Origin of the sequence: Porphyrobacter sp. CACIAM 03H1 (assembly GCF_002215495.1) — a bacterium.
Classification (GTDB): domain Bacteria; phylum Pseudomonadota; class Alphaproteobacteria; order Sphingomonadales; family Sphingomonadaceae; genus Erythrobacter.
Genome location: NZ_CP021378.1, coordinates 1,525,049 through 1,547,567, shown reverse-complemented (window position 1 = coordinate 1,547,567; position 22,519 = coordinate 1,525,049). Strand labels below are relative to the sequence as shown.

The 22,519-nt window shown below is 67.3% G+C and carries 23 protein-coding genes; 6 read left to right on the top strand and 17 right to left on the bottom strand.

What is annotated here, in order from left to right; all coding sequences use genetic code 11:
* Positions 1 to 28: 28 nt before the first annotated feature.
* A complete protein-coding gene (locus tag CBR61_RS07300; RefSeq protein ID WP_088913766.1) occupies positions 29 to 2,248 on the bottom strand; it encodes a TonB-dependent receptor in 2,220 nt (739 codons plus the stop codon).
* Between the two features lie 314 nt (positions 2,249 to 2,562).
* Here CBR61_RS07300 and purS point away from each other — a divergent pair, with 314 nt between their 5' ends.
* Positions 2,563 to 2,796, top strand: coding sequence for a phosphoribosylformylglycinamidine synthase subunit PurS (gene purS, locus CBR61_RS07295; protein WP_088915513.1), 234 nt, complete (start codon positions 2,563 to 2,565; stop codon positions 2,794 to 2,796).
* Positions 2,796 to 3,485, top strand: a complete 690-nt coding sequence (gene purQ, locus CBR61_RS07290; protein ID WP_088913765.1) for a phosphoribosylformylglycinamidine synthase subunit PurQ — start codon at positions 2,796 to 2,798, stop codon at positions 3,483 to 3,485. Before purS ends, purQ begins: the two co-directional genes overlap by 1 nt.
* 9 nt (positions 3,486 to 3,494) lie before the next feature.
* Here purQ and CBR61_RS07285 read toward each other — a convergent pair whose 3' ends face one another.
* Both CBR61_RS07285 and glmS read right to left on the bottom strand, forming a co-directional pair.
* Positions 3,495 to 5,753 carry a putative bifunctional diguanylate cyclase/phosphodiesterase gene (locus CBR61_RS07285; protein WP_088915512.1) on the bottom strand — a complete coding sequence of 753 codons (2,259 nt, stop codon included), beginning with the start codon at positions 5,751 to 5,753 and terminating at the stop codon, positions 3,495 to 3,497.
* 180 nt (positions 5,754 to 5,933) lie between these two features.
* Positions 5,934 to 7,769: a glutamine--fructose-6-phosphate transaminase (isomerizing) gene (gene glmS, locus CBR61_RS07280; RefSeq protein ID WP_088913764.1), complete on the bottom strand. Its 1,836-nt coding sequence runs from the start codon at positions 7,767 to 7,769 to the stop codon at positions 5,934 to 5,936.
* 194 nt (positions 7,770 to 7,963) lie between these two features.
* Here glmS and CBR61_RS07275 point away from each other — a divergent pair, with 194 nt between their 5' ends.
* The gene (locus tag CBR61_RS07275; protein ID WP_088913763.1) at positions 7,964 to 9,493 is read left to right on the top strand and encodes a CpaF family protein; all 1,530 of its coding nucleotides are present in this window, start codon (positions 7,964 to 7,966) and stop codon (positions 9,491 to 9,493) included.
* Positions 9,494 to 9,497: 4 nt separating this feature from the next.
* On the opposite strand, the gene CBR61_RS07270 is transcribed toward CBR61_RS07275, so the two are convergent.
* Positions 9,498 to 9,752: a hypothetical protein gene (locus CBR61_RS07270; protein WP_088913762.1), complete on the bottom strand. Its 255-nt coding sequence runs from the start codon at positions 9,750 to 9,752 to the stop codon at positions 9,498 to 9,500.
* Between the two features lie 65 nt (positions 9,753 to 9,817).
* Between CBR61_RS07270 and CBR61_RS07265 the strand changes: the two genes are divergently transcribed.
* The 3 genes from CBR61_RS07265 (at position 9,818) to CBR61_RS07260 (ending at position 11,158) form a co-directional block, all read left to right on the top strand.
* Positions 9,818 to 10,729 carry a DMT family transporter gene (locus CBR61_RS07265; RefSeq protein ID WP_088913761.1) on the top strand — a complete coding sequence of 304 codons (912 nt, stop codon included), beginning with the start codon at positions 9,818 to 9,820 and terminating at the stop codon, positions 10,727 to 10,729.
* A 65-nt stretch (positions 10,730 to 10,794) separates the two neighbouring features.
* On the top strand, positions 10,795 to 10,926 hold the full coding sequence (locus CBR61_RS17225) for an entericidin A/B family lipoprotein (RefSeq protein WP_157696529.1): 132 nt from the start codon (positions 10,795 to 10,797) through the stop codon (positions 10,924 to 10,926).
* Positions 10,927 to 11,026: 100 nt separating this feature from the next.
* Positions 11,027 to 11,158, top strand: a complete 132-nt coding sequence (locus tag CBR61_RS07260) for an Entericidin EcnA/B family protein (protein ID WP_088913760.1) — start codon at positions 11,027 to 11,029, stop codon at positions 11,156 to 11,158.
* Here the strand turns inward: CBR61_RS07260 and CBR61_RS07255 are convergent.
* The 13 genes from CBR61_RS07255 to CBR61_RS07195 form a co-directional block, all read right to left on the bottom strand.
* Positions 11,155 to 11,754, bottom strand: coding sequence for a DUF938 domain-containing protein (locus CBR61_RS07255; protein WP_088913759.1), 600 nt, complete (start codon positions 11,752 to 11,754; stop codon positions 11,155 to 11,157). The genes CBR61_RS07260 and CBR61_RS07255 overlap by 4 nt on opposite strands.
* Position 11,755: 1 nt before the next feature.
* Entirely contained in the window at positions 11,756 to 13,321 is a 1,566-nt protein-coding gene (locus CBR61_RS07250; RefSeq protein WP_088913758.1) for a long-chain-fatty-acid--CoA ligase, read from the bottom strand.
* 73 nt (positions 13,322 to 13,394) lie between these two features.
* The gene (locus tag CBR61_RS07245) at positions 13,395 to 13,844 is read right to left on the bottom strand and encodes an ABA4-like family protein (RefSeq protein WP_088913757.1); all 450 of its coding nucleotides are present in this window, start codon (positions 13,842 to 13,844) and stop codon (positions 13,395 to 13,397) included.
* Positions 13,841 to 14,563 (bottom strand): NAD(P)H-binding protein, encoded by a 723-nt coding sequence (locus CBR61_RS07240; RefSeq protein WP_233996902.1) that lies wholly within the window; start codon positions 14,561 to 14,563, stop codon positions 13,841 to 13,843. Before CBR61_RS07240 ends, CBR61_RS07245 begins: the two co-directional genes overlap by 4 nt.
* Positions 14,556 to 15,719 carry a deoxyguanosinetriphosphate triphosphohydrolase gene (locus CBR61_RS07235; protein WP_088913756.1) on the bottom strand — a complete coding sequence of 388 codons (1,164 nt, stop codon included), beginning with the start codon at positions 15,717 to 15,719 and terminating at the stop codon, positions 14,556 to 14,558. The genes CBR61_RS07240 and CBR61_RS07235 overlap by 8 nt, the downstream gene beginning before the upstream one ends.
* Positions 15,720 to 16,006: 287 nt before the next feature.
* Complete coding sequence (locus CBR61_RS07230) at positions 16,007 to 16,711, bottom strand: aspartate/glutamate racemase family protein (protein ID WP_088913755.1); 705 nt, start codon at positions 16,709 to 16,711, stop codon at positions 16,007 to 16,009.
* An 82-nt stretch (positions 16,712 to 16,793) separates the two neighbouring features.
* Positions 16,794 to 17,780 (bottom strand): alpha/beta fold hydrolase, encoded by a 987-nt coding sequence (locus CBR61_RS07225; protein WP_088913754.1) that lies wholly within the window; start codon positions 17,778 to 17,780, stop codon positions 16,794 to 16,796.
* Positions 17,777 to 18,793, bottom strand: coding sequence for an SO2930 family diheme c-type cytochrome (locus CBR61_RS07220; protein ID WP_088913753.1), 1,017 nt, complete (start codon positions 18,791 to 18,793; stop codon positions 17,777 to 17,779). The genes CBR61_RS07225 and CBR61_RS07220 overlap by 4 nt, the downstream gene beginning before the upstream one ends.
* A complete protein-coding gene (locus tag CBR61_RS07215; protein WP_088913752.1) occupies positions 18,790 to 19,989 on the bottom strand; it encodes a parallel beta-helix domain-containing protein in 1,200 nt (399 codons plus the stop codon). The genes CBR61_RS07220 and CBR61_RS07215 overlap by 4 nt, the downstream gene beginning before the upstream one ends.
* Positions 19,990 to 20,046: 57 nt before the next feature.
* Positions 20,047 to 20,388, bottom strand: a complete 342-nt coding sequence (locus CBR61_RS07210) for a hypothetical protein (RefSeq protein WP_088913751.1) — start codon at positions 20,386 to 20,388, stop codon at positions 20,047 to 20,049.
* The gene (locus tag CBR61_RS07205) at positions 20,388 to 21,842 is read right to left on the bottom strand and encodes an NAD(P)(+) transhydrogenase (Re/Si-specific) subunit beta (protein ID WP_172835932.1); all 1,455 of its coding nucleotides are present in this window, start codon (positions 21,840 to 21,842) and stop codon (positions 20,388 to 20,390) included. Before CBR61_RS07205 ends, CBR61_RS07210 begins: the two co-directional genes overlap by 1 nt.
* A gap of 3 nt (positions 21,843 to 21,845) precedes the next feature.
* Complete coding sequence (locus CBR61_RS07200; protein WP_054117330.1) at positions 21,846 to 22,127, bottom strand: NAD(P) transhydrogenase subunit alpha; 282 nt, start codon at positions 22,125 to 22,127, stop codon at positions 21,846 to 21,848.
* A gap of 1 nt (position 22,128) precedes the next feature.
* Positions 22,129 to 22,518: a hypothetical protein gene (locus CBR61_RS07195; protein ID WP_088913750.1), complete on the bottom strand. Its 390-nt coding sequence runs from the start codon at positions 22,516 to 22,518 to the stop codon at positions 22,129 to 22,131.
* Position 22,519 lies beyond the last annotated feature (1 nt).

Below are 22,519 nucleotides of genomic sequence, written 5' to 3'. Positions count from 1 at the left end.
GCGCTCCCCGTTGCCGGGGAGCCTACCCTCAGTACTTGACGCCGAACATCACCCCGATCACGCGCGGATCGTTGACGAAAGCGGTGTTGTTGTTGAAGTCCACCACGCCGAGCACGTTGTCCTCGTCGGTGATGTTGCGCGCGAAGGCGGCGACTTCCCACTGGCCGTTGTCGCCCGAGTAGCCCACCTTCAGACCACCCTCGATCCGGCTGCCCGCGTTGAATTCGCGGCTTTCGTAAAGGAGGAAGTTGGTCTCGCCGAGGAAGATCCAGTCGGTGAAGATGAAGAACTCGCCCGAATTGCCCACCGGAATGCCGTAGCGGGCGGTGAAGTCACCGCTCCATTCGGGGGCGTTGGGGAAGGGATTGCCGTCGATCAGCGCGCGGCGGTTGCCGGCAATCACGCGGGTCGGATCGGTCACGGTGCACTGCGCGCAGATGCCGACCGCGAGGTTCGGATCCTGGATCTCGGTGTTGTTGTAGGCAACGCCGAGCGTCACGAGGAACTGCGGGCTGATCTGGAACGCGCCGTCGAGTTCAAAGCCGTAGGCCTCGCCCTTGTTGGCGTTGATCAGCTGGACGAGATTGCCCGCCCCGCCCACGGCGGTGAACTGCGGGTCCTCGACGGTGTAGTAGTAGACCGCACCGTTCAGGCGCACGCGGCGATCGGCCAGCTCGCTCTTGAAGCCGACTTCGTAGGAGGTGATGTTCTCCGACTGCGCGACCGAGGGGGGCGAGAAGAAGGCGACGTCGCGGCCCTGGATGGTCGGCCCGCGGAACGAGTTGGCGACCTTGGCATAGACGCTCGCATCATCCGAGACGTCGGCGAACAGGCTGATGTCCCAGTCGAACTGCTCGTCGCCCACGCTGCGCGGCTGGCGCGCGGCGCCCGAGCGGACGAAGAAGTCCTTCTGGTCGTCGGTGTAGCGCAGGCCGCCCGTGACGCGCAGCGTCTCGGTGAGCTGGTAGCCGAGCTGGCCGAACAGCGCCCAGGCCTCGTTGGTGTGGTTGACGGTGACCGGCGGCGGGAAGGTGAAGCCGACGGTGGTGACGTCGAAATCGCTCTCGAAGTAGAAGCCCCCGACCTGCCACGTCAGCGGGCCGTCGGTGTTCGAGGCGAGACGCACTTCTTGGGTGGTCTGCTTGAGGTCGATCGAGTCCTGCGTGTCCGAGGGGAACGGGATGAAACCCGGGCCCATAACAGGCAGGAAGGACGCGCCGAAACCGCCGTCGATGTCGCCGCGGCTCGAGCCTTCGCTGGTCCAGTGGCTGGTGATCGAGGTCAGCGTCGCGCCGTCGAATTCGTAGGACGCGGTCAGGGTCGCGCCGAACTGCTGGTAGTTGGCAAGGTTGCCGCCGCCCGCATCGTAGAACACGGTGTTGCGGTCGTAGTTGTTGTTGAGGCGATTGTTGCCCGGGCCGAGAATGTTGGCGCGGAAGAAGGTCGAGGAACCGTCGAGATCGCGGAAATTGACGGCGGCAAGGATGCTCGCCCGGTCGCTCGGGGTGAACAGCAGCTGGCCGCGCGCGGCAATGTCGGTGTAGCCGCCGAGCACGTTCTCGTCGTTGGTGAAGCCGTTGTCGATCCAGTCGCCGCGGCGCTGGAGCTGGACCGAGGCGCGGAAGGCCAGCACGTCCTTCGCAATCGAGCCGCCGATCGCGCCGTTGAGCGAGATCGTGTCGAGGCTGCCGAAGGAAAGGTTGGCGACCGCCGAGGTGTCGTGGCTGGGCTTCACGGAGTCGATCTTCACGATGCCCGCCGGGGTGTTGCGGCCGAACAGCGTGCCTTGCGGACCGCGCAGGACCTCGACCCGCTCGACGTCGAAGATCGGGAAGCTCTTGAGCGTCACGTTCTCCATCACGACATCATCGAGCAGCACCGAGACGGGCTGCGAGGCGGCAAGGTCGAAGTCTGTGTTGCCGAGACCGCGGATGTAGAAGCGCGGGGCGACACGGCCGTTCGAGCTTTCGACGTTGAGGCCCGGCGCGGTGCCGGCGAGCGCGGTGATGTCGGCCGCCGCGCTGAAGATCGCGCCGACCCGCTCCTGATCGAGGATGTCGGCCGAGACCGGCACGTCCTGGAGGTTTTCCTCGCGGCGGTTCGCCGTGACGATGATGGTTGCGAGCTGGCCCTCGGTTTCGGCGGCGGCAGTGTCCTGCGCCGCAGCGGGAGCAGCGAAGCCGAAGGCGGCGGCGAGCACGGTGGAACCGGCCCATGCTGCACGGATGGCAGAGAAGCGGTGAGACATCGGACAACCTCTTTGGTTGGAGCGGATGGAGAGGGGGTGCGCGCGCGGTGACATTTTTGCGCGATTCGCGCGAGGATGCAGCTTCGCAATGCTGCGAGAATGCGCAGGATCGGCGGCGATCTTGGAGCGCATGTTGCAAGAAGGTTACAATCATGGATGATGATTGACCGCTTTGTGACAGGGGCGCGACACATCCCTGCGCGAAGCCTGCGTGCACAAGCCGCATCAGCGTGATTGCACCCGCGCGGTCACACGCTATAGCGACGCCGCAACGGCCCTGCGCCGGTCCCTCGCGAAATATGGAGCATCAGGTCATGCAAGTGCGCGTCCTCGTCAGGTTGAAGCCCGGGGTGCTCGATCCGCAGGGCCGCGCGGTGCACCATGCGCTCGAAGGGCTCGGCTTCACCGGCGTCGAGGAGGTGCGGATCGGCCGGTTGATCGAACTCGACCTCGCCGACGGCACCGACGAGGCGACGATCCGCCAGATGTGCGAGAAGCTGCTCGCCAACACGGTGATCGAGAACTTCAGCATCGAAGGCGCGCAGTGATGGCGTTCCGGGCGGCGGTGATCACCTTCCCCGGCTCGAACTGCGACCGCGACATGGCGGTGGCCCTCGAGGCGGTCTCGGGCAGCCCTGCGATCCGCGTGTGGCACGGCGATGCCGAGCTGCCGGACCGGCTTGACCTGATCGCCCTGCCGGGCGGCTTTTCCTACGGCGACTACCTGCGCTCGGGCGCGATGGCGGCGACCAGCCCGATCATGCGCGCCGTGATCGCCGCAGCCGGGCGCGGCGTTCCGGTGCTCGGCGTGTGCAACGGCTTCCAGGTGCTGACCGAGGCGCGCCTCCTGCCGGGCGCGCTGCTGCGCAATGCCGGCCAGCGGTTCGTATGCCGCACCGTGCCGCTGACGGTCGCAAACGCCGCCTCGCCCTTCACCGCAGGCTATGCGGCAGGCGAGACGATCCGCATCCCCGTCGCCCACCATGACGGCAACTACTACGCCGATGCCGAAACGCTCGACCGGCTCGAGGGCGAAGGCCGCGTCGCCTTCCGCTACGCCGAAAGCTGCAACGGCTCCTCGCGCGACATTGCCGGGGTGCTCAGCGCCAATGGCCGGGTGATGGGCATGATGCCGCACCCCGAACGGGCGATCGAACCGGCCGCGGTGGCGGCGCTCGGCGGGGCCGACGGACGCCGGCTGTTCGAGAGCATCCTGTCGAGCTTCGCCACGGCCTGACGGCGGGCGTCAGGCGCGACGCTCGCGGATTGCGGCGAACAGACTGCGCGCGTCCTCGGCGGTCATCGGCCGGCCGAAATAGAAGCCTTGGATCTTGTCGCAACCGAGGTTGCGGATCAGTTCGGCTTCCTCGGAGGTCTCGACCCCTTCGGCGGTCGTGGTCATCTGCAGGCTCTTGGCCATCGCCACCACCGCGTTGATGATCGCGAGGCTCTCCGCGCTGCCCTGCGCCGCCCCCTGCACGAAGGTGCGGTCAACCTTGATCGTCGAGAACTTGAGCTTCCTGAGGTAGCCGAGCGAGGAATAGCCGGTCCCGAAATCGTCGAGCGCAACCGAGCAGCCCAGCGCCATCACCTGTTCGAGCGCATTGCGCGCAACGCTGGCGTCGCGCAGGAAGATGCTCTCGGTCACTTCCACCTCGAGCCGCTCGGGCCTGAGGCCGCTGGCGGCAAGCGCCTGCACCACCTGATCGTGGAAGCCCGGTTCGAGCAGCTGTTCGGGCGAGACGTTGACGTTGACCTTGACGTGCTCGGGCCAGTTCCGGGCTTCCTCGCAGGCGCGTCGCAGCACCCACTGGCCGATCGGGACGATGAGGCGGGTATCCTCGGCAAGGGGGATGAACTTGCCGGGGCTGACGAAGCCGTGATCGGCGCTGTTCCAGCGCACCAGCGCCTCGAAGCTGACAACGCTCTCGCTGCGCGCATCGACCACCGGCTGGTAGTGCAGCACCATCTCGTCGCGCCCCAGCGCCTTCCTCAGCGCGACCTCGAGCTGGCGGCGTTCCTCGGCCGAGGCGTGGAGCACCGGTTCGAAGCGGCAATGTTCGCCGCCGCCCATGTCCTTGGCCCGGTAGAGCGCAAGGTCAGCGTTACGCATCATCTCCTCGACGCTGTTGCCGTCGCGCGGACCCTCGGCCGAACCGACGCTGGCACCGACGTAGAGGGTGTGGTGATCGACCTGATAGGGTTCCGACAGACGGTCGATCACGCGCCGCGCCAGATCGCGCACGATCCCGACCTGGCTTGCGTCGCGGATCACGATCGCGAATTCGTCGCCGCCCAGACGCCCGCATAGATGGTTCTCGCCCATCAGGGACTGCAGCCGCGCGGAAACCTGCGCGAGCAACTTGTCGCCCGTCATGTGGCCGAGCGAATCGTTGACCGCCTTGAACCGGTCGAGATCGACCATCAGCAGCGCGCAGCGCGTGCGCCATTGCGCGGCATAGCGCAGCGCCTCGCCCAGCGCCTCGGTAACCTGGAGGCGGTTGGGCAGCTGGGTGAGCGTATCGTAGCGCGCCAGATAGGCGATCTTCTCCGACGACTTGCGCTGTTCGGTCACGTCAGAGCCGACCCCTCGGAAGCCGGTGAATCTCCCCTGTTCGTCGCGCACCGGGGTGCCGGAGAGTTCCCACCAGCGTTCCTCGCCGAGGATCGAGACCTGCACCAGCATGTTCGAGAAGTTCTCGCGGTTCTTCAGCCGCTCGGCGAGATCGTGGAGGCTGGGCGGAAACTGGCCGCTCGCCCAGTTCTGGCCTGCGACCATCTCGAGCAGCGGCTTGCCCTCGACCTCGCCCTGGGCGCGGCCGAGCGCAAAGGCGAAGCGCGGGCTGACCGAACGCAGACGCCGGGCCGGATCGACCTCCCACAGCCAGTCGGCCTCGTTCTCCTCGAATTCCCGCAGCAGCAGCGAGACCACCGCTTCCTTCTCCGCCACGGCAGCCTCGGCAAGGCGCGCCTTCACGAAGGTGGTGCGGATCTGGATGGTCGCGACGAGACTGGCGATGGTGAACAGGATCGCCCCGCCCACTGCCTGCCACTGGCCCGCGAGCGCCAGCGACAGGATGACGCCGAGCCCGAGAATACCGATATAAAGCAGGACGCTCAGCGGGGAAGTCGAGAACACGAAGGTCGAGGCGACCATCAGCGTCAGCAGGATCATCTGCAGGGTGTAGGCCTGAGCGCCCCCCGAGAGCAGAGGAAAGAGCAGCACTGCCCCCACCCAGCAGGCTGCGCCGGCGATGGCGTGGAGGTTCTGCCAACGCTCGAGCGTGGCCGGCCCGACGCGGGTGCCGCTGGCCGCCAGCAGCAGGTCGGTCTGCCGCGAGCGGTAGAGGACGAAGGCAAGCAGACCCGCCCAGGGCACCACCACCAGAAAACCGATCAGCGGCGCGAAGACCGCAGCCGTGAAGAAGGCTACCAGCGCATTGGCGAGCATCCGGTTGCGGCTGGCATAGGCGAGTTCGGCATATTCATCGCCACGCAGGCGCATGGGATCGAACGCCGGATTGCGCGTCAATCCGAGCACATCGGCGATCGACAATTCGGCAGAAGGTGCCGAGGCGGAAGAGGTGCGGTTGTTGCCCACGCCCGCGGCCTTAACGCCGAATGGTTAGGCCCCGGTAAAGCGCCCGAGAATTTCGCGCGCCGCCATGGTTAAGGCTCGGCCGGCTTATTCGACCGTCACCGACTTGGCGAGATTGCGCGGCTGATCGACATCCGTGCCCTTCACCACCGCAACGTGATAGGCCAGCAACTGCACCGGCACGGCATAGACCAGAGGCACGATCAGCGGGTGGACCACGGGCATCTCGATCGTGGCGATGCAGCCCTCGCCGGCGTGGGCGATGCCCTGGGCGTCCGAGATCAGAACCACCTGCCCGCCGCGCGCGCGCACCTCCTCCATGTTCGAGACGGTCTTCTCGAACAGAGGGCCCGAGGGCGCGATCACCACCACCGGCACGGCGTCGTCGATCAGCGCGATGGGACCATGCTTCATCTCCCCCGCGGCATAGCCCTCGGCGTGGATATAGCTGATTTCCTTGAGCTTAAGCGCCCCTTCCAGCGCCAGCGGATAGTCCTGCCCGCGCCCGAGATAGAGCACGTCGCGAGCAGGGGCGACGAGGTGCGCCATGGCCGCGATATCGTCATCGTGCTCGAGCGCCGCGTTTAGCGCGGCCGGGGCCTCGAGCAGGTGGCGAACGATCTCGGCCTCCTGCTCGCGGGTCAGGCGCCCCTTCTTCACCGCCATGTGCGCGGCCAGCGCGGCGAGAACAGCCAGCTGGCAGGTGAAGGCCTTGGTCGAGGCGACACCGATTTCCGGCCCGGCGTGCGTGGGCAGCAGCAGATCGGCCTCGCGCGCCATGGTGCTGGTCGGCACGTTGACCACCACGCCGATGGTCTGCCCGTTCGCCTTGCAGTGCCTGAGCGCCGCGAGCGTGTCGGCGGTCTCGCCGCTCTGCGAGATGAACAGCGCAAGGCCGCCCTCCTCCAGCACCGGCTCGCGGTATCGGAATTCCGAGGCGACATCGATGTCGACCGGCACGCGGGCGAACTGCTCGAACCAGTATTTCGCCACCATCCCGGCGTAAAAGGAGGTGCCGCAGGCGACGATCGTGAGGCGGCGCACCGCAGAAAGGTCGAAATCGATCTGCGGCAGCGCGACCGAATTGTCCGAGCGCCTGAGATAGGAGGCGAGCGTCTGTGCCACCACGGTGGGCTGCTCGTAGATCTCCTTCTGCATAAAATGGCGGTAATTGCCCTTTTCGACCGCCGCGGCGGACGCGCCCGAGGTCTGGATCTCGCGGGTGACGGGCTTGCCCTCGACGTCGAAGATTTCCGCGCTGCCGCGGCGGATCACCACCCAGTCGCCCTCTTCGAGATAGGCGATGCGCTGCGTCAGCGGGGCGAGCGCGAGGGCGTCGGAGCCGAGATACATCTCGCCCGCCTCGGCATCCTCGCCATAGCCCACAACCAGCGGCGAACCGAGGCGCGCGCCGATCAACAGATCGGGGTGGCGGCGGAAGGCGATTGCGAGCGCAAAGGCACCGCGCAGGCGCGGCAGCACGGCGCGCACTGCAGTAACCGGATCGGCCCCTGCCTCGACTTCGACCGAGATGAGGTGGGCGACGATTTCGGTGTCGGTCTCGCTCTCGAAGACACGGCCCCTGGCGGCGAGTTCGGCGCGCAGTTCCTTGTAGTTCTCGATGATCCCATTGTGGACGATGGCGAGTTCGGCCGTGGCATGGGGGTGGGCATTGGCAGCGGTCGGCGCACCATGGGTGGCCCAGCGGGTGTGGGCGATGCCGACATTGCCCGGCGCCGGGTCGGCGCCGAGCACGGTCACGAGGTTGGCGAGGCGCCCCTCGGCGCGGCGGCGCACCAGCGCGCCATCGTGCAGGGTGCAGATCCCGGCGCTGTCGTAGCCGCGATATTCCATCCGCTTGAGGCCGTCGACCAGCCGGTCGGCAACGCTGCTCTGGCCGACGATCCCGATAATCCCGCACATACGCCTGACTCGTCCCCTGTGACCGTTACCGCCGCTCTACCCGCACCGGGCGCGAGGGCAAGCCCTGCGAGTGCTGCCCTTTCGGCAGCTTAGGAAAAAAACAACCATTACCGCCTATTCACCATTCTTCGTGACGCACCCTTCGCTTGTCATGGGCGAGGTGCCAGATTGATTGAGACCCTCGGGGGCTGGGAATGAGCGCATTCGGCAAAAAGGGCAATGCAGGCGGAATGAAGCCGGGCGCGCGGCCCGCCTTCGGTGTCGCACGACCCATGAAGGGCGCAGGTGCGGTTCCGCGCGGCGGTGAGCAGTTCCCGCCGATCCCCGGTGAAGCCGTGCCGCCCCGCCCCGCTCCGACACCCCAGCCCGCCCCGGCCCGCCCCGCCTCGACCTCGGAGGCGATCGACCGGCTCAACGAGCGCATGGCCGCTGTCAACGAGGCGAACTCGGAGGTCGGCGGCTTCGAGGCGAGCGTTCACAAGATCAAGGAACAGGTGCTCCCCCGCCTGCTCGAGCGCGTCGACCCGGAAGCGGCGGCGACGCTGTCCAAGGAGGAGCTCTCCGAGGAATTCCGCCCGATCATCATGGAAGTGCTGGCCGAGCTCAAGGTCACCCTCAACCGGCGCGAACAGTTCGCGCTGGAGAAGGTGCTGATCGACGAGCTGCTGGGCTTCGGTCCGCTGGAGGAGCTGCTGAACGATCCGGACGTGTCCGACATCATGGTCAACGGCCCGGACCAGACCTACATCGAAAAGAAGGGCAAGCTCCAACTCGCCCCGATCCGCTTCCGCGACGAGCAGCACCTGTTCCAGATCGCGCAGCGCATCGTGAACCAGGTCGGCCGCCGCGTCGACCAGACCACCCCGCTCGCCGACGCCCGCCTCAAGGACGGCTCGCGTGTGAACGTGATCGTCCCTCCGCTCTCGCTGCGCGGCACCGCGATCTCCATTCGTAAGTTCTCCGAAAAGCCGATCACGCTCGACATGCTGCGCGACTTCGGCTCGATGTCGGACAAGATGTGCACCGCGCTCAAGATCGCGGGCGCGTGCCGGATGAACATCGTCATCTCGGGCGGTACCGGTTCGGGTAAGACGACCATGCTCAACGCCCTGTCGAAGATGATCGACCCGGGCGAGCGCGTGCTGACCATCGAGGACGCGGCGGAACTGCGCCTGCAGCAGCCGCACTGGCTGCCGCTCGAAACCCGCCCCCCGAACCTCGAAGGGCAAGGCGCGATCACCATCGGCGACCTCGTGAAGAACGCCCTGCGTATGCGTCCGGACCGCATTATCCTCGGCGAAATCCGCGGCGCGGAGTGTTTCGACCTCCTTGCGGCGATGAACACCGGTCACGATGGCTCGATGTGTACGCTCCACGCCAACTCCCCGCGCGAATGCCTTGGCCGTATGGAAAACATGATCCTGATGGGCGACATCAAGATCCCCAAGGAAGCCATCAGTCGCCAGATCGCCGAATCGGTCGACCTGATCGTGCAGGTGAAGCGTCTGCGCGACGGTTCGCGCCGCACCACCAACATCACCGAGGTGATCGGGATGGAAGGCGACGTGATCGTGACGCAGGAGCTGTTCAAGTTCGAATATCTCGACGAGAGCGAGGACGGGAAGATCCTCGGCGAATTCCGCTCGTCGGGCCTGCGTCCCTACACGCTGGAAAAGGCGCGGCAGTTCGGCTTCGATCAGGCTTATCTGGAGGCCTGCCTGTAATCGGCTAGGACGCGCCGAGCACCACCGGCAGGCTCATCGCGAGGCACCCGCCGCCGAGGATCGCGGCGAGCATGAACAGGCCCGTCCACGGCACCCAACCGACTTGTTCGAGCCGTGCCAGATTGCGCCCGCGCGTCCGGCGTCGCTCCATGACCCCTGCAAATCCGGCAAACAGCCACAAGGCCCCGCCCGCCAGCGCCAGCTGCGCCGCATCGCTCAGCAGTTCGAATTGCGCGATAAGGTTCGCCGGCAGGTCCATCGCGCGCCCATGTAGGCGCGCGCGGCGCTTGCGCAATCCCTGCTGCTCGGCCAAGCCCGCCAGCGATGGATGGCTCGATCGCCCGCCCCCGCCCCCTCCTCGCACTCGGCGTGCGGCTGCTGGCCGCCTTCGCGCTCGCGACGATGGGGATGCTGGTGAAGCTTGCCGGGAGCCGCGGCGCGCACCTCGTGGAGCTGATCTTCTGGCGCCAGCTTCTGACCACGATCCTGCTGGCAGGCGGCCTCGCCCTGACCGGCCGTCTGGCGCTACTGAGGACGCAGCGCCTGCCCGCCCATGCCCGGCGCGCCGCCGCCGGGGGGGTCGGCATGGTCTTCACCTACGGCGCCGTGCTGCTCCTGCCTTTGGCCGAGGCGACCACGCTCGGCTTCACTGCGCCCGTCTTCGCCGTGCTGCTCGCGATCGTGCTGCTCGGAGAGCGCATCGGCCCCTATCGCTGGGGCGCTGTGGCCATGGGATTTGCGGGCGTGATCGTGGTGATGCAGCCCTTCGGCGGCCTGCATGAAGGCGTGACGGCGGCAGGCGTGGCCGTCGGCCTGGTCGCGCCCTTCATGGTCGCGGTCATCAGCTTCCAGATCCAGGACCTCAACACCACCGAGAACCCGTGGAGCATCGTCTTCTGGTTCGCTGCCCTCTCGACCCCGGTTGCCGCCTTGGCCCTGCCCTTCGTGTGGGCCGCGCATGATCCTGTCACCTGGGCGCTGATCCTCGGGATGGGGCTGGTCGGGGCGGCCGCGCAGATGCTGCTGACGACCTCGCTGCGTTTCGGATCGGCAGCGGTGATCCTGCTGATGGACTACACGGCGCTGCTCTGGGCGAGCTTCTACGGTTTCTATGTTTTCGACCGCGCCGCGCCCGCAAGCCTGTGGCTCGGTGCGCCGCTGATCATCGGCGCCGGCCTCCTGATCGCGTGGCGCGAGCGGCAGCTTGCCCGATCCCGGGTGCATTCCGGCGAATAGGATGGACCTTGGGCAGCGCGGCTCCGGTTGCCTTCCCAGGGACCATCACGAAGGAGCACCCTGCCATGAACAGTCGCATTCTCATCACCGCCCTTGCGCTTGGCGCTGCCGCGCTTGGCACCGCCGCCTGCAACACCGTCGAAGGCGCGGGCGAGGACCTGCAATCGGCCTCGCGCGAGGTGAAGGAGGAAATCTGACCCTAGAACCGGGGCGGCGGTGGCCACGCAGGCCTTGTCAGGAAAACTTAAGCCGGTTCATGCGTTGATCCACCAAGATCGACGAAAAAGGGACCTGCCGATGATTCGCAACCTGCTCGCCACCGCCGCCCTTGCCATGCTCGCGCTTGGCACCACCGCCTGCAACACGGTCGACGGGCTCGGCGACGATATCAAGTCCGTCGGCCGGGCGGGCAAGCGCGCGATCGACTAGACGGCGCGATAGACCAGCACGATGTTGTTCGCTGGCAGCGCATGGCGCGCGCTGCGGGCCATGTCGTGCCGCGCGGCGAGCGCATCGAGCGCCTCGGCCTCGCGCAGGCCCCAAGCCCGATCGCGCGCCTTGAGACTGGCATCGAAGTCGAGGTTCGATGCCGCCGTCTCCACGCCCTGCTCAATGAAGGGGCCATAAATGATCAGCGGACCGCCAGTGCTGCCCACCAATCGGGCAGCACCCCGGAAAAGCCCCTCGGTTGCAGCCCAGGGGCTGATGTGGACCATATTGATGCACAAAACCGCGGCAGCCTGACGCGCGGGCCAGCTCTCCGGTGCCGCCGCATCGAGCAGCTGCGGAGCGGCGAGGTTCGCGCCCTCGTAATCCTCCCGGTAGGCCGCGATCGAGGCGAGCGCCTCGGTGGAAGGATCGGTCGGCTGCCATTCCAGCGCCGGGAAACGCCCGGCGAAGAACACCGCGTGCTCGCCCGTCCCCGCCGCGATCTCGAGCACCGTGCCGGTCGCGGGCAGTTCGCGCGCGAGCACATCGGCGATGGGCTCGCGGTTGCGCAGGGTGGCGGGTGCGTGACGCTTCACCTCACGAGACCTGCCGTTCCTGCCCTTCCCAATAGGGTGCGCGCAGTTCGCGGCGCAGGATCTTGCCGCTGGCGTTCCTCGGCATCATCGGGATTATATCGACGCTCTTGGGCGCCTTGAAGGCGGCGATCCGCTCGCGCGCCCAGGCGATCACGTCGGCCTCGTCGACCTCGCAGCCGGGCTTGGGCACGACGCAGGCCTTGACCTCCTCGCCCCACTTCGCGCTCGGCACGCCGATCACCGCGACCTCGGCGATGGCGGGGTGGCCGTAGATCGCGCTCTCGACCTCGGCCGGATAGACGTTCTCGCCGCCGGAGATGATCATGTCCTTGATACGGTCCTGAATGTAGACGTAGCCGTCCTCGTCCATCACGCCCGCGTCTCCGGTGTGGAGCCAGCCGTCGGGATCGATCGTCTTTGCGGTCGCCTCGGGCAGCTTCCAGTAGCCTGCCGTGTTCGAGGGTGAGAGGATGCAGACCTCGCCGATTTCGCCGCGCGGCACCTCGACATTGTCGGGCCCGCGCACTTCGATCGCGACCCCGGGCAGCGCCCTGCCGGCCGAGCGCATCCGCTGGTTGCCCTCGAGAGTGTGGTCCTCGGGCGGCAGGATCGAGACCGTGCCGGTCGTCTCGGTCATGCCATAGGCCTGGAGAAACTGGGTATTCGGCATTGTCTGCACCGCCTGCTTGAGCAGTTCCAGCGGCATCGGCGCGGCGCCGTAGATCAGATAGCGCAGGTTCGAGAAGTCGGTGCTTGCCGCCTGCGGGTGCTGGATCACCATCTGCAGCGCGGCGGGAACGAGGAACATATGGGTCGTCCCCGCCTCGATCGCCTCGAGCACGCCGGCGGGCGTGAACTCGGCCTCGAAGCGGCAGCGGATGCCGGCAATGATCGCGAGATTGAAGGTGCCTGTGCCGCCAATATGAGCGATCGGCATGGCCACCATCATGCAATCGCCGGGTCGGTAATCGGTGTAGTAGGTCAGCCCCGCCGCAATCCCTTCGTTGCGCAGCCGGGTAAGGTTGGCGTTGGACAAGAGCACGCCCTTGGGATGGCCGGTGGTCCCGCTGGTGTAGAGCTGCAGGATCGGATCATCCGCGCCGCAGGGCGTGAACGGCGCCGGGTCGCAGGCGCGCGCCGCCTCCAGCATCGCTGCATCGCCGAGCAGTTCGGGCGGGCTCGCCAGCTCCGCCATCGCCTTGCCCGCAAGCTCCTCGAAATCGGGCGCCGCCACCAGCAGCTTTGCTCCGGTATCGGCCAGGATGTAGGCGATCTCGCGTGGAGCAAGACGCCAGCCGACCGGGGCGATCACGATCCCCGCCCGGGCGCAGGCACAATAGAGCAGGCCGTAGGCCGCCGCATTCTTGCCGAGAAAGGCCACCCTGTCGCCCGCCCCGATCCCTCGTGCTGCAAGCAGCGCGATGATCTGGCGCGACAGCCGGTCGAGCTCGCCATAGCTGAACGAATGGCCCGTGCCTTCGATTGCAGGTGCATCGGGCTGCTCAGCCGCCCAATGGGTCAGGATGTCATCGATGGTCAGCAGGCGGTGCTGCGCAATCTGGGCCATGCCGGTCTCTCTCCCCTAAGGCTTTTTGCCCGGGAGATTAGCCGACCGTCTGGCGTCGTCCAGCCCTTCCTTGTCAGCGGAAGCGGCCCTGCCTCCGGGCGATCGGCTCGCGGATCAGCAGCCACAGGCCCAGCCCCAGCGGTCCGGCCATGAGCGTCGCGAACAGCACCGGAGCCTGAACGAACCGCGAGATGTTTTTCGCATCGCCGTCACGGGCAATCCAAAGGCCGACAAAGAGATCGAAGGCGAGGTAATGCGTCCAGCCGATCGTCACGCCGGCATCGGTGGCAAAGATCGCGCGGATGCCGTCGATGGTCGAGAAATCCGCACCCCCGCCCCCGGGATTGGGGATCAGCCCGCTGACGACGCCGATCAGGCCCGCGGCATAGACGAGGCACAGCAGCCCGACGCCGAGATAGAGCACTGCCGCCAGCAGCGCTGGCCAGCGCGGCAATGCGATCAGTGCCACCCAGCCGAGCAGCGCCAGCAGGTTGACCGCACCGAACACCGCATCCCAGCTCATGCCGCCTCTCCCGTCTCGCCGACGCGGCGCCATTCCCGCGCCGCGCGGCGCATTGCCTCGTTGTCGTGGGTGAAGCGCCCGCCCGCCCGGCGCAGCGCCAGCCCGAGCGCGGCTTCGGCAACCAGCGCGGCGTCGATCGAGCGATAGCGCGTCCACGAACCGGAGAGCAGCGGATCGATCAGCGGCGCAGCGATCAGCGCGGCGCGCTCGGCGAAGCGCAGATCGTCCTCGCGCTGCCCGCGCAGCAGGCCGGGGCGCAGGATGTCGAGCCGCTTGAAGCCGATACGCGACAACGCCTCCTCGGTCTCGCCCTTGACCCGCATGTAAAAGGTCTTGGAGCGCGCGTCGGCCCCCGCGGCGCTGACCAGCACCATGTTGGGCACACCTGCGCGCTTGGCCGCCTCGGCGGTGGCGAGCACGAGATCGTGGTCGACCGCACGAAACGCGGCCTCGTCCTTGCCCGCCTTCTTCCAGGTGGTGCCGAGCGCGCAGATCAGCGCGCGCGGGCGCACCGCGTCCATGACATCGCCCCACTTGCCGGGGTCGGAAACGAACATCTCCATCCGCGCGCCTGGCGGCAGCGGCGCCTCGCGCCGGGCGATGCCGAGCAGGCGCACCTCGTCCCCGCGGCTGGCGGTGGCGATCACCTCGCGGCCAACCAGACCGGTCGCGCCCACCAGCGCCACCCGCACGGGGCCCGTCACGCGCGGCTCATACATTGATCAACCCTTCCGGCCTTGTCCCGTAGATGCGCGCCACCGCTTCCATCGCGAAGCGGTCGCTCATGCCGGCGATGAAATCGGCGATCATGCGCGAACGCTGCGGCTCCTGCGCGGGGAGGCGCGCCGGCCAGTCCCCGGGCATCAGGCGCGCGTCCTGCGCATAGGCGGCATAGAGCCGCGCAACGACATCGCGGGCACGCTCCGCGGCGGCGATCTGTTCGGGGTGGTAGTAGAGGCGTTCGTACATGAAGGCCTTCAGGCGTCGCTCCTGCGCGGCCATGGCGGGGGAAAAGCCCGCCAGCTGCCGCCCGGCAGCGCGCACCTCGGCGACCGATCCCATGCCCTTTGCCGCGGCCGACGTGTTGGCAATCACGTCGTTCACCATCATCCCGATCTGGTCGCGTATCATCTCGCGCAGCAAACGCTCGCGGGGCGCATGGGGGAAGCGCTTTTCGACCGCCCGCCACTGGTCTGCGAGGAAATCGAGCGTCAGCAGATCGTCGAGCTGGAGGAAGCCTGCCCGCAGGCCATCGTCGATGTCGTGGTTGTCGTAGGCGATGTCGTCCGCCACCGCCGCCACCTGCGCCTCGAGCGAGGGCCAGGTCGCCAGATCCAGCGGAAAGGCGGCGTCGAGTTCGGCCAGCGCCCAGCCCGGCGCACTCACGGGTCCGTTGTGCTTGGCAAGCCCTTCGAGCAGGTCCCAGGTGAGGTTCAGACCGTCGTGATCGGGATAGGGGCTCTCGATCCGCATGACCGTTCGCAGCGCCTGGGCGTTGTGGCAGAAGCCGCCGTGGCGCTCCAGCGCGTCCGAAAGCGCCGCCTCCCCGGCATGGCCGAAGGGCGGATGGCCGAGATCATGCGCGAGACACAGGGCTTCGGTGAGGTCTTCGTCGAGCCCCAGCGCCCGGGCGATCACCCGGCCGATCTGGGCGACCTCGAGGCTGTGTGTCAGGCGGGTGCGATAGTGGTCGCCGTCGGGAGCGATGAACACCTGCGTCTTGGACTTCAGGCGGCGGAAGCTCATCGAGTGGATGATCCGGTCGCGGTCGCGCTGGAAGGCGCTGCGCGGGCCCCGCCGCTCGGCACTCTGCGGCCCGCCGAATTCGCGCAGCACCGGCGCATCGGGATCGGCGGCGAAGGGGGCGCGGGTCATCACGGTAGGAGCGATTAGGGGACCGCAGCGCGCGGCTCAACCGGAACAGGTCGGGAACCTTGCCGGAAGCGCGAGATATGTGCGGGCAATTATGGGGCCGCCCCCCGGTGATTGGGGGGGAAGGGAGGCAGCCCCAAGGGCCTGTCGGTGCGACCCGAAGACCCGGATAATGTCGAGTACGTTTCCGTGACAAAATCCGCGCGCCACATAGGAGAGGCGTTAAGACGTTGCACCCCATGCAACCTTGCGATGCGGCAGGGTGCCCGCATGGGCGGACGAACCGAGGACTAATTCACCACTTCCTGCTCGAGAATCCAGTTCGCGGCGGCCTCGCAGTGGATCCGGGTGCTGTCGAAGATCGGCAGGACGTTGGCGTCGACATCGACCACGAGGTCGAGCTCGGTACAGGCGAGCACGATCGCCTCGGCGCCTTCCTGGGCCTTGTTCGTGATGATCGTCTTCAGCGTCCGCTCCGCCTCGCGGGTGACCTTGCCGACCATCAGCTCGTCATAGATGATCCGGTCGAGCATCTCGACATAGGTCAGATTGGGCGGCAGCAGGTCGATGCCGTGCGCGACAAGGCGCTTGCGGTAGAAGCTCTCGGTCATCACGTTGCGCGTTCCCAGCAGGGCAGCGCTGTTCTTCCCGGCGCGCTTCATGGCGAGGCCGACATATTCGGCGATGTGCAGGATCGGGATGTTCACCGAGGCTGCGACATCGTCGTAGAGGCGGTGCATCGAGTTCGCGCCGATGATCAGCGCCTCGGCCCCCGCCCCTTCGAGCCGCCGCGCGCTGTCGATCAGCACGCTGGCCGCGCGTTGCCAGTCGCGCTCTTCGGTGAGGGCGTAGAGCTGGCAGAAGTCGAGACTCTCGATCAGGAGCGGTGCGCTCGCCATCGGGGCGGCGCGTTTCTGGACGATGCGGTTGATGCGATCGTAATAGGTCGCGGTCGACACCCAGCTCATGCCGCCTATGATCCCGAGTTTGCGCAAACGGGCATCCCTTCCTGTTCCAATGTGCACTTGCGAACGGCTTTAGGCGGCAAGCGTTCCGCGCGTCCAGAGGGTGCGGGCGTCAGGGTGCTTTCGGCGGGACGGCGTGCCCGGCAAGCCACGCCTCGAGGGTCGCAAGCGTCTCGGCGGCCGCTTCCTCGTGCGGCAGGTGGCCGATACCGCGGTAGACCACCAGCGTGCTGTCGGGCAGGGTCCGGTCGAGCCACTCGCCCGCCTCGACCGGGATCAGGCGGTCCTCCTCGCCCCACAGGATGAGGGTCGGTGTGGTAACCGCCGCGACCTCGGCCTCGGTCAGCGGATCATAGGGCTCGCTGAAGCGCTTAAGCGTGGCGCGGCGGTTGCCGGGATAGCGCAGCAGCTCCCAGTAGCGGTCGATCATCGCCGGAGTGACGATGGCCTTGTTCGACACCGACTGCTCGAGGCTCTGGGCGATCAGGCTGCGCGGGGTGATCTGTTCGGCCAGAAGGTTGACGCCCGGCATCCGCGCGATCCTGAAGCCGATATTGCCGGAGGTCTTCTCCTCCTTGGCCTTGTCGAGCTTGAGCATCGGCCCGCCGCTGCCGTCGACCAGCACGAGGCCGGCGAGCCGCTCGGGATGGGCCACGGCGAAGGCCAGCGCGTGCTTGCCGCCCATCGAATTGCCGCCGAGGACGAAGCGTTCGAGGCCCAGCCGGTCCGCGACCTCGAGGATATCGGCGACATAGTTGTCGCGCGAGTAATCCTCCTTCGGGTCGGGGCCTGTGAGGCCGTGACCGACCTGGTCAAAGCGGATTACGCGGTAGCGATCCTTGAGTGCCTGCACCCAAGGCTCCCAGGTGTGGAGATCGGCGTTGGAGCCGTGCAGCAGGACGATCGCGGGCGCATCGCGCGGGCCCTCGTCGCGCAGGTGGACGGTCACCCCGTCGCCAATCTCCACGAATTGCGAGGGCGGCGCGCCGTACTTGCCGCGCATTTCCGCCGCGTCGGTATCCGGCGTGCGGAAGACCAGGAAGGCGATCACCAGCACCGCAAGGAGCGCGAGCAATCCGCGCAGGAACCACTTGATCATTTCATCTCCGCGATCCAGCGCCGCACCACCGCGACGCCATCGTGATCGATACTGCTCTTGCCCAGTTCGGGCATGGCGATCCCCGGTTCGGCGCTGTCCATGCGGTAGAGAAGGATTGAGGCATCGGGGCGCCCCGGCAGCACCGAGAAATCGTGCCCTCCCGCGCCGCGCCCGGCGGCGACCGGGCGCTTCATGACGCCGATGGCGTGGGGATCGGTCTGCTCCCAGCGCAGGTCGAGCCCGGAATTGGAGGCGCCCCCGCCGGGCTGGTGGCAATGCGCACAATTGACGTCGAGATAGGCCCGCGCGAGCGGCTGCGCGGGGGCGGTCGCATGGGTGCGCCAGTCGGGCAGACGGTCGCCGGCGGCTGTGTCGCCCTCCAGCCGGCCCTCGCGCTGCATGTCGCCCAGCCACTGCGCCGAGAGGTTCCTTGCCTTGGGGCCGATGGGGATCACCTGCCCGTCCTTGCTGTGGCAGGTCTTGCACTGGTTCTTGTTCGGGATGGCATAGGAGATCGCCTCGCCCGCCGGGGTGACAAGATCGAGCCGCCCGCCCGCCAGTGCAAGGGTCGCCTCGGTCTGCTCGGCGTTCCAGCGATAGGGCAGCGCCACCCAGCCATCGGCGCGGTGGAGGAGGATGCGGGTCTCGATCAGCCGACGGTCCGCGCCCTTGCCGAAGGCGAAGGTCTTGATGATCGCGGCGCCCACGGGGAAGCGCAGCAGGCCCTCCCCCTCGGCAGCAAGCTGTGTGCCTTGCGGAAGGTAGATGAAGCGCAGCTTTTCCGCCCCGTCCGACCACAACGAAACCTTGAGTTCGTAGGGGACGACCCCAAACGCCGGCACCTGCCCCCGGCCATCGGCGAAGAACCCGAATTCCGAAAGCGACCGCGGCATCCCCGCGCCAGCCACAACGCCGTCATTGACGCGCGGCGCGGCAGGCACCGCCCCGCGTGCGGCGATCGTGCCCGAAAGCAGCGCGGCCGCCGCCGCCAGCAGCGCGACGCCCCGCCTCACTTCAGCCGCGCCTCCAGCGCCGCCGGAGCGCCGACTTCCGGGAACTCCCAGCTTGCGACCGGCGTCAGCATCAACGGACCGGGCTGCGCCTCGGCGAGGCTCTGGCCGGGTTTCGCGAGGTTGAGGCTCCAACCGGTGACGCCCTCGGCGATCTTGAGCCCGTTGCCGGGCTGCTCCGCGATCCCGTCCCACAGCACCGGTGGCAGCGCCCCGCCGAAGGCCGACAGCAGCATCGCCGCCCCATCGAGCTGCGGATCGTCCCCGCCGCGACCGAAGGCGTTGGAGCCGACGATCACGTTGCGGGCATGGGGATTGTAGCGCGCATCGTCATAGGGCTGGGTATAGGCGATAACCACGACATGGGCGGTGGGGTTGTTCTCGAAGGCGTTCTTCTCGATCAGCACGCCGTCATTGGCCATCACCAGCACGCCCGTTCCGCGCCGGACGGAAGCGACGATGTTGCCCGGCGGCGCGAAATTGGGGGTGTCGTTGTCTGACACGGCGTTGTTGCGCAGGATCACGTTGCCACCGCCCATCACCGGCAGGCCGGGAAGGTCGAACACCAGCAGCCCGCCGGTGTTGCGGGTGGCGACGTTCCGCTCGACCAGCGCGTTGCGACTGTTCTCGATCTCGATCCCGGCGACATTGAACCTGACGACATTGCCGCGCACCGTGATGTCGCGACTCTGGCCGACATAGATCCCCGCGTCGGACGCACCCGAGACGATCGACCGCGTCACCAGCACCCCGGTGCTCTCGACCGGGTAGATGCCGTAGGCGCCATTCTCCGCCTTGGGCCCGCCGGTCCATTCGACGCGGATGCCGTCATAGATGATCATGTCCGCGCCCTTGGACTTGATCCCGTCGCCCTTGGGGTTCTCGACCGCGAAATCGCGCAAGGTCACGTTGTCGGAGGTGACCAGCAGCCCCTCCCCCGCCCCCGCCTGGGTCGTGAAGTCGAGCACGGTCTTGTCCATGCCCGCCCCGCGCACCGTCACCCCGTCAACGTCGAGGCTGAGCCCGTCGGTGAGGACGAAGCGCCCCTCGGCGAGTTCGATCACGTCGCCCGGAGCGGCAAGGATGAGCGCCTCCTGCAGGCGGGCAGCAGCGCCCTCGCCCGGTTCGACGCGGTGGGTCTCGGCGGCGAGCGGCGCGGCGGTTACGAGCAGCGCAGCGGCAAGTGCCAGTCGGATCATGATGTTCTCCCTCTCCGCCGCGCACTCTGGCGCAAGGGGGGGAAGAAATGCAAGCGGCTAGCCGATGCCCAGCGCGCACAGCCCCGCGGAGGTGGTGAGCACCGCGACCGCCTCGCCGTCGTCGACGCGGCGAAGGCGCTTGACGAGTTCGCCAAAGCCATAGCCTTCTTCCGGTTCGCCCTCCTGCGCCGCCATGCCCTGCCGCAGTTTCCACAGCTGGCCGAGGGTGAGGCGTTCGACCATCCGTTCGGCCATGCATTCGGCGCGGCCCTCGCCAATGCCGGATTCGACCAGCGCGCCCTTGACCTGCCAGCGCACCAGCGGGTCGGCGAGGCCGGTGAACAGCGCACCGGCCCCGAGACCTGAGATCAGCAGCAGTCCGATAAAGAGCTTGCGCATCAGTCGAGCGACTTGACGATTTCCTCGACCATCTTCTTGGCGTCGGCCAGCAGCATGACGGTCTGGTTCATGTAGAACACGTCGTTGTCGACCCCGGCATAGCCGACCCCGCCCATCGAGCGCTTGATGAAGAACACCTGCTTGGCCTTGTCGACGTCGAACACCGGCATCCCGTAGATGGGCGAGGACTTGTCGGTCTTGGCCGCAGGGTTCACCACGTCGTTGGCGCCGATGATGAAGGCGACGTCGCACTGGGCGAACTCGGAGTTGATGTCCTCCAGCTCGAAGACCTCGTCATAGGGCACACTGGCTTCGGCGAGGAGCACGTTCATGTGCCCCGGCATACGCCCCGCGACGGGGTGGATGGCATACTTCACCTCCACGCCCTTTTCCTTGAGCTTGTCGCCCATTTCGCGCAGCGCGTGCTGGGCCTGCGCGACCGCCATCCCGTAGCCGGGGATGATGATGACCTTCTCGGCCTGTTCGAGCATGTAGGCGGCGTCTTCGGCAGAGCCCTGCTTGTAGGGCCGCTGTTCGCGTGCCCCGCCTGCACCGCCGGCGCCTGCATCCGCGCCGAAGCCGCCCGCGATCACCGAAATGAAGCTGCGGTTCATCGCCCGGCACATGATGTAGCTGAGGATCGCGCCCGAGGAACCGACCAGCGCGCCGGTGATGATCATCGCCGAATTGCCCAGCGTGAAGCCCATCGCCGCCGCGGCCCAGCCGGAGTACGAGTTCAGCATCGACACGACAACCGGCATGTCCGCGCCGCCGATCGGGATGATCAGCAGGAAGCCGATGGCAAAGGCCAGCACGGTGATCCAGATCACCAGCTGCCCCTCACCCGCGCCGCCCGCGCCCGACAGCGTGTAGGCGGCGATCAGGCCGAGGATCGCGAGCAGCGTGCCGAGGTTGATGATGTGGCGCGCGGGCAGCAGGATCGGCGAACCGCTCATACGTCCCGAAAGCTTGAGGAAGGCGATGACCGAACCCGAGAAGGTGATCGCCCCGATCGCGATGCCGAGGCCGAGTTCGACGCGGCTGACCGCCATGATCTGCCCGGCGGCATCGGTGATGCCGAAGGCGGCAGGGTTCAGCCATGCGGCAAGGCCCACCACCACCGCAGCGAGGCCCACGAGGCTGTGGAAGCCCGCGACCAGCTCCGGCATCGCGGTCATGGCGATGCGCCGCGCGATGGTCACGCCCAGGATCGCGCCGATGGCAATCGCAATTCCGATCTCGACAAGGTTGGTGCCGTGCATGACGAGGGTCGTGCCGACCGCGATGGCCATGCCGATCATGCCGTTGCGGTTGCCCGCGCGGCTAGAGGCCGGGCTCGAGAGCCCGCGCAGCGCGAGGATGAAGAACACGCCCGCCACGAGATAGGCGAGCATCGCCCAGGCGGGGGTGGCGCCTTCGCCGGAGGCGGCGGCGGAAAGGAGGGAGAAGTCCATCACTTACTTCTCCTTCTTCTTGTACATCGCGAGCATGCGCTCGGTCACGGCAAAGCCGCCGAAGATGTTGATGCTCGCCATCACCACGCCGGCGAGCGCGAGATACTTGGCGACCGGGTTCTCGGCCTCGGCCGCCGCGATCAGCGCGCCGACGATGATCACCGAGGAAATCGCATTGGTCACCGCCATCAGCGGGGTGTGGAGCGCCGGCGTGACCGACCAGACGACGTAATAGCCCACGAAGCAGGCCAATACGAAGATCGAGAGAATCGAGATAAAGTCCATGTCAGCCCCTTGTTGCGGTCCATGGCAGAACGAAGTTGCGGCCCTCCGCCCAAGTCTGGCCCACCATTGTGCCATCCACCAGACAGGCCGATGTGTGATAGAGACCCTGCCCGTCGGTGGTGCGGAACGCGACGCAGGACCGGCCCTGCGCCGATCCGGCACGCCCCGCAAGGATCTCGCTGTTGTAGAAGCTGCCGGTCACTATGCCATCAGCCGCCACGGTCAGCACCATCGGCTGCGAATAGGGTTCGTCGGCGAGGTCGACCCTGAGATCGACGCTCCACGTGCCGGAAAGCGCGGCAGCACGTTCCTCGGCGGGGGTGGCGGCCACAAGAACGGCTGCCAGCGGTACGATGGCGAGCCGTGTTGCGTAGTACGAGAGCCTTCCCATT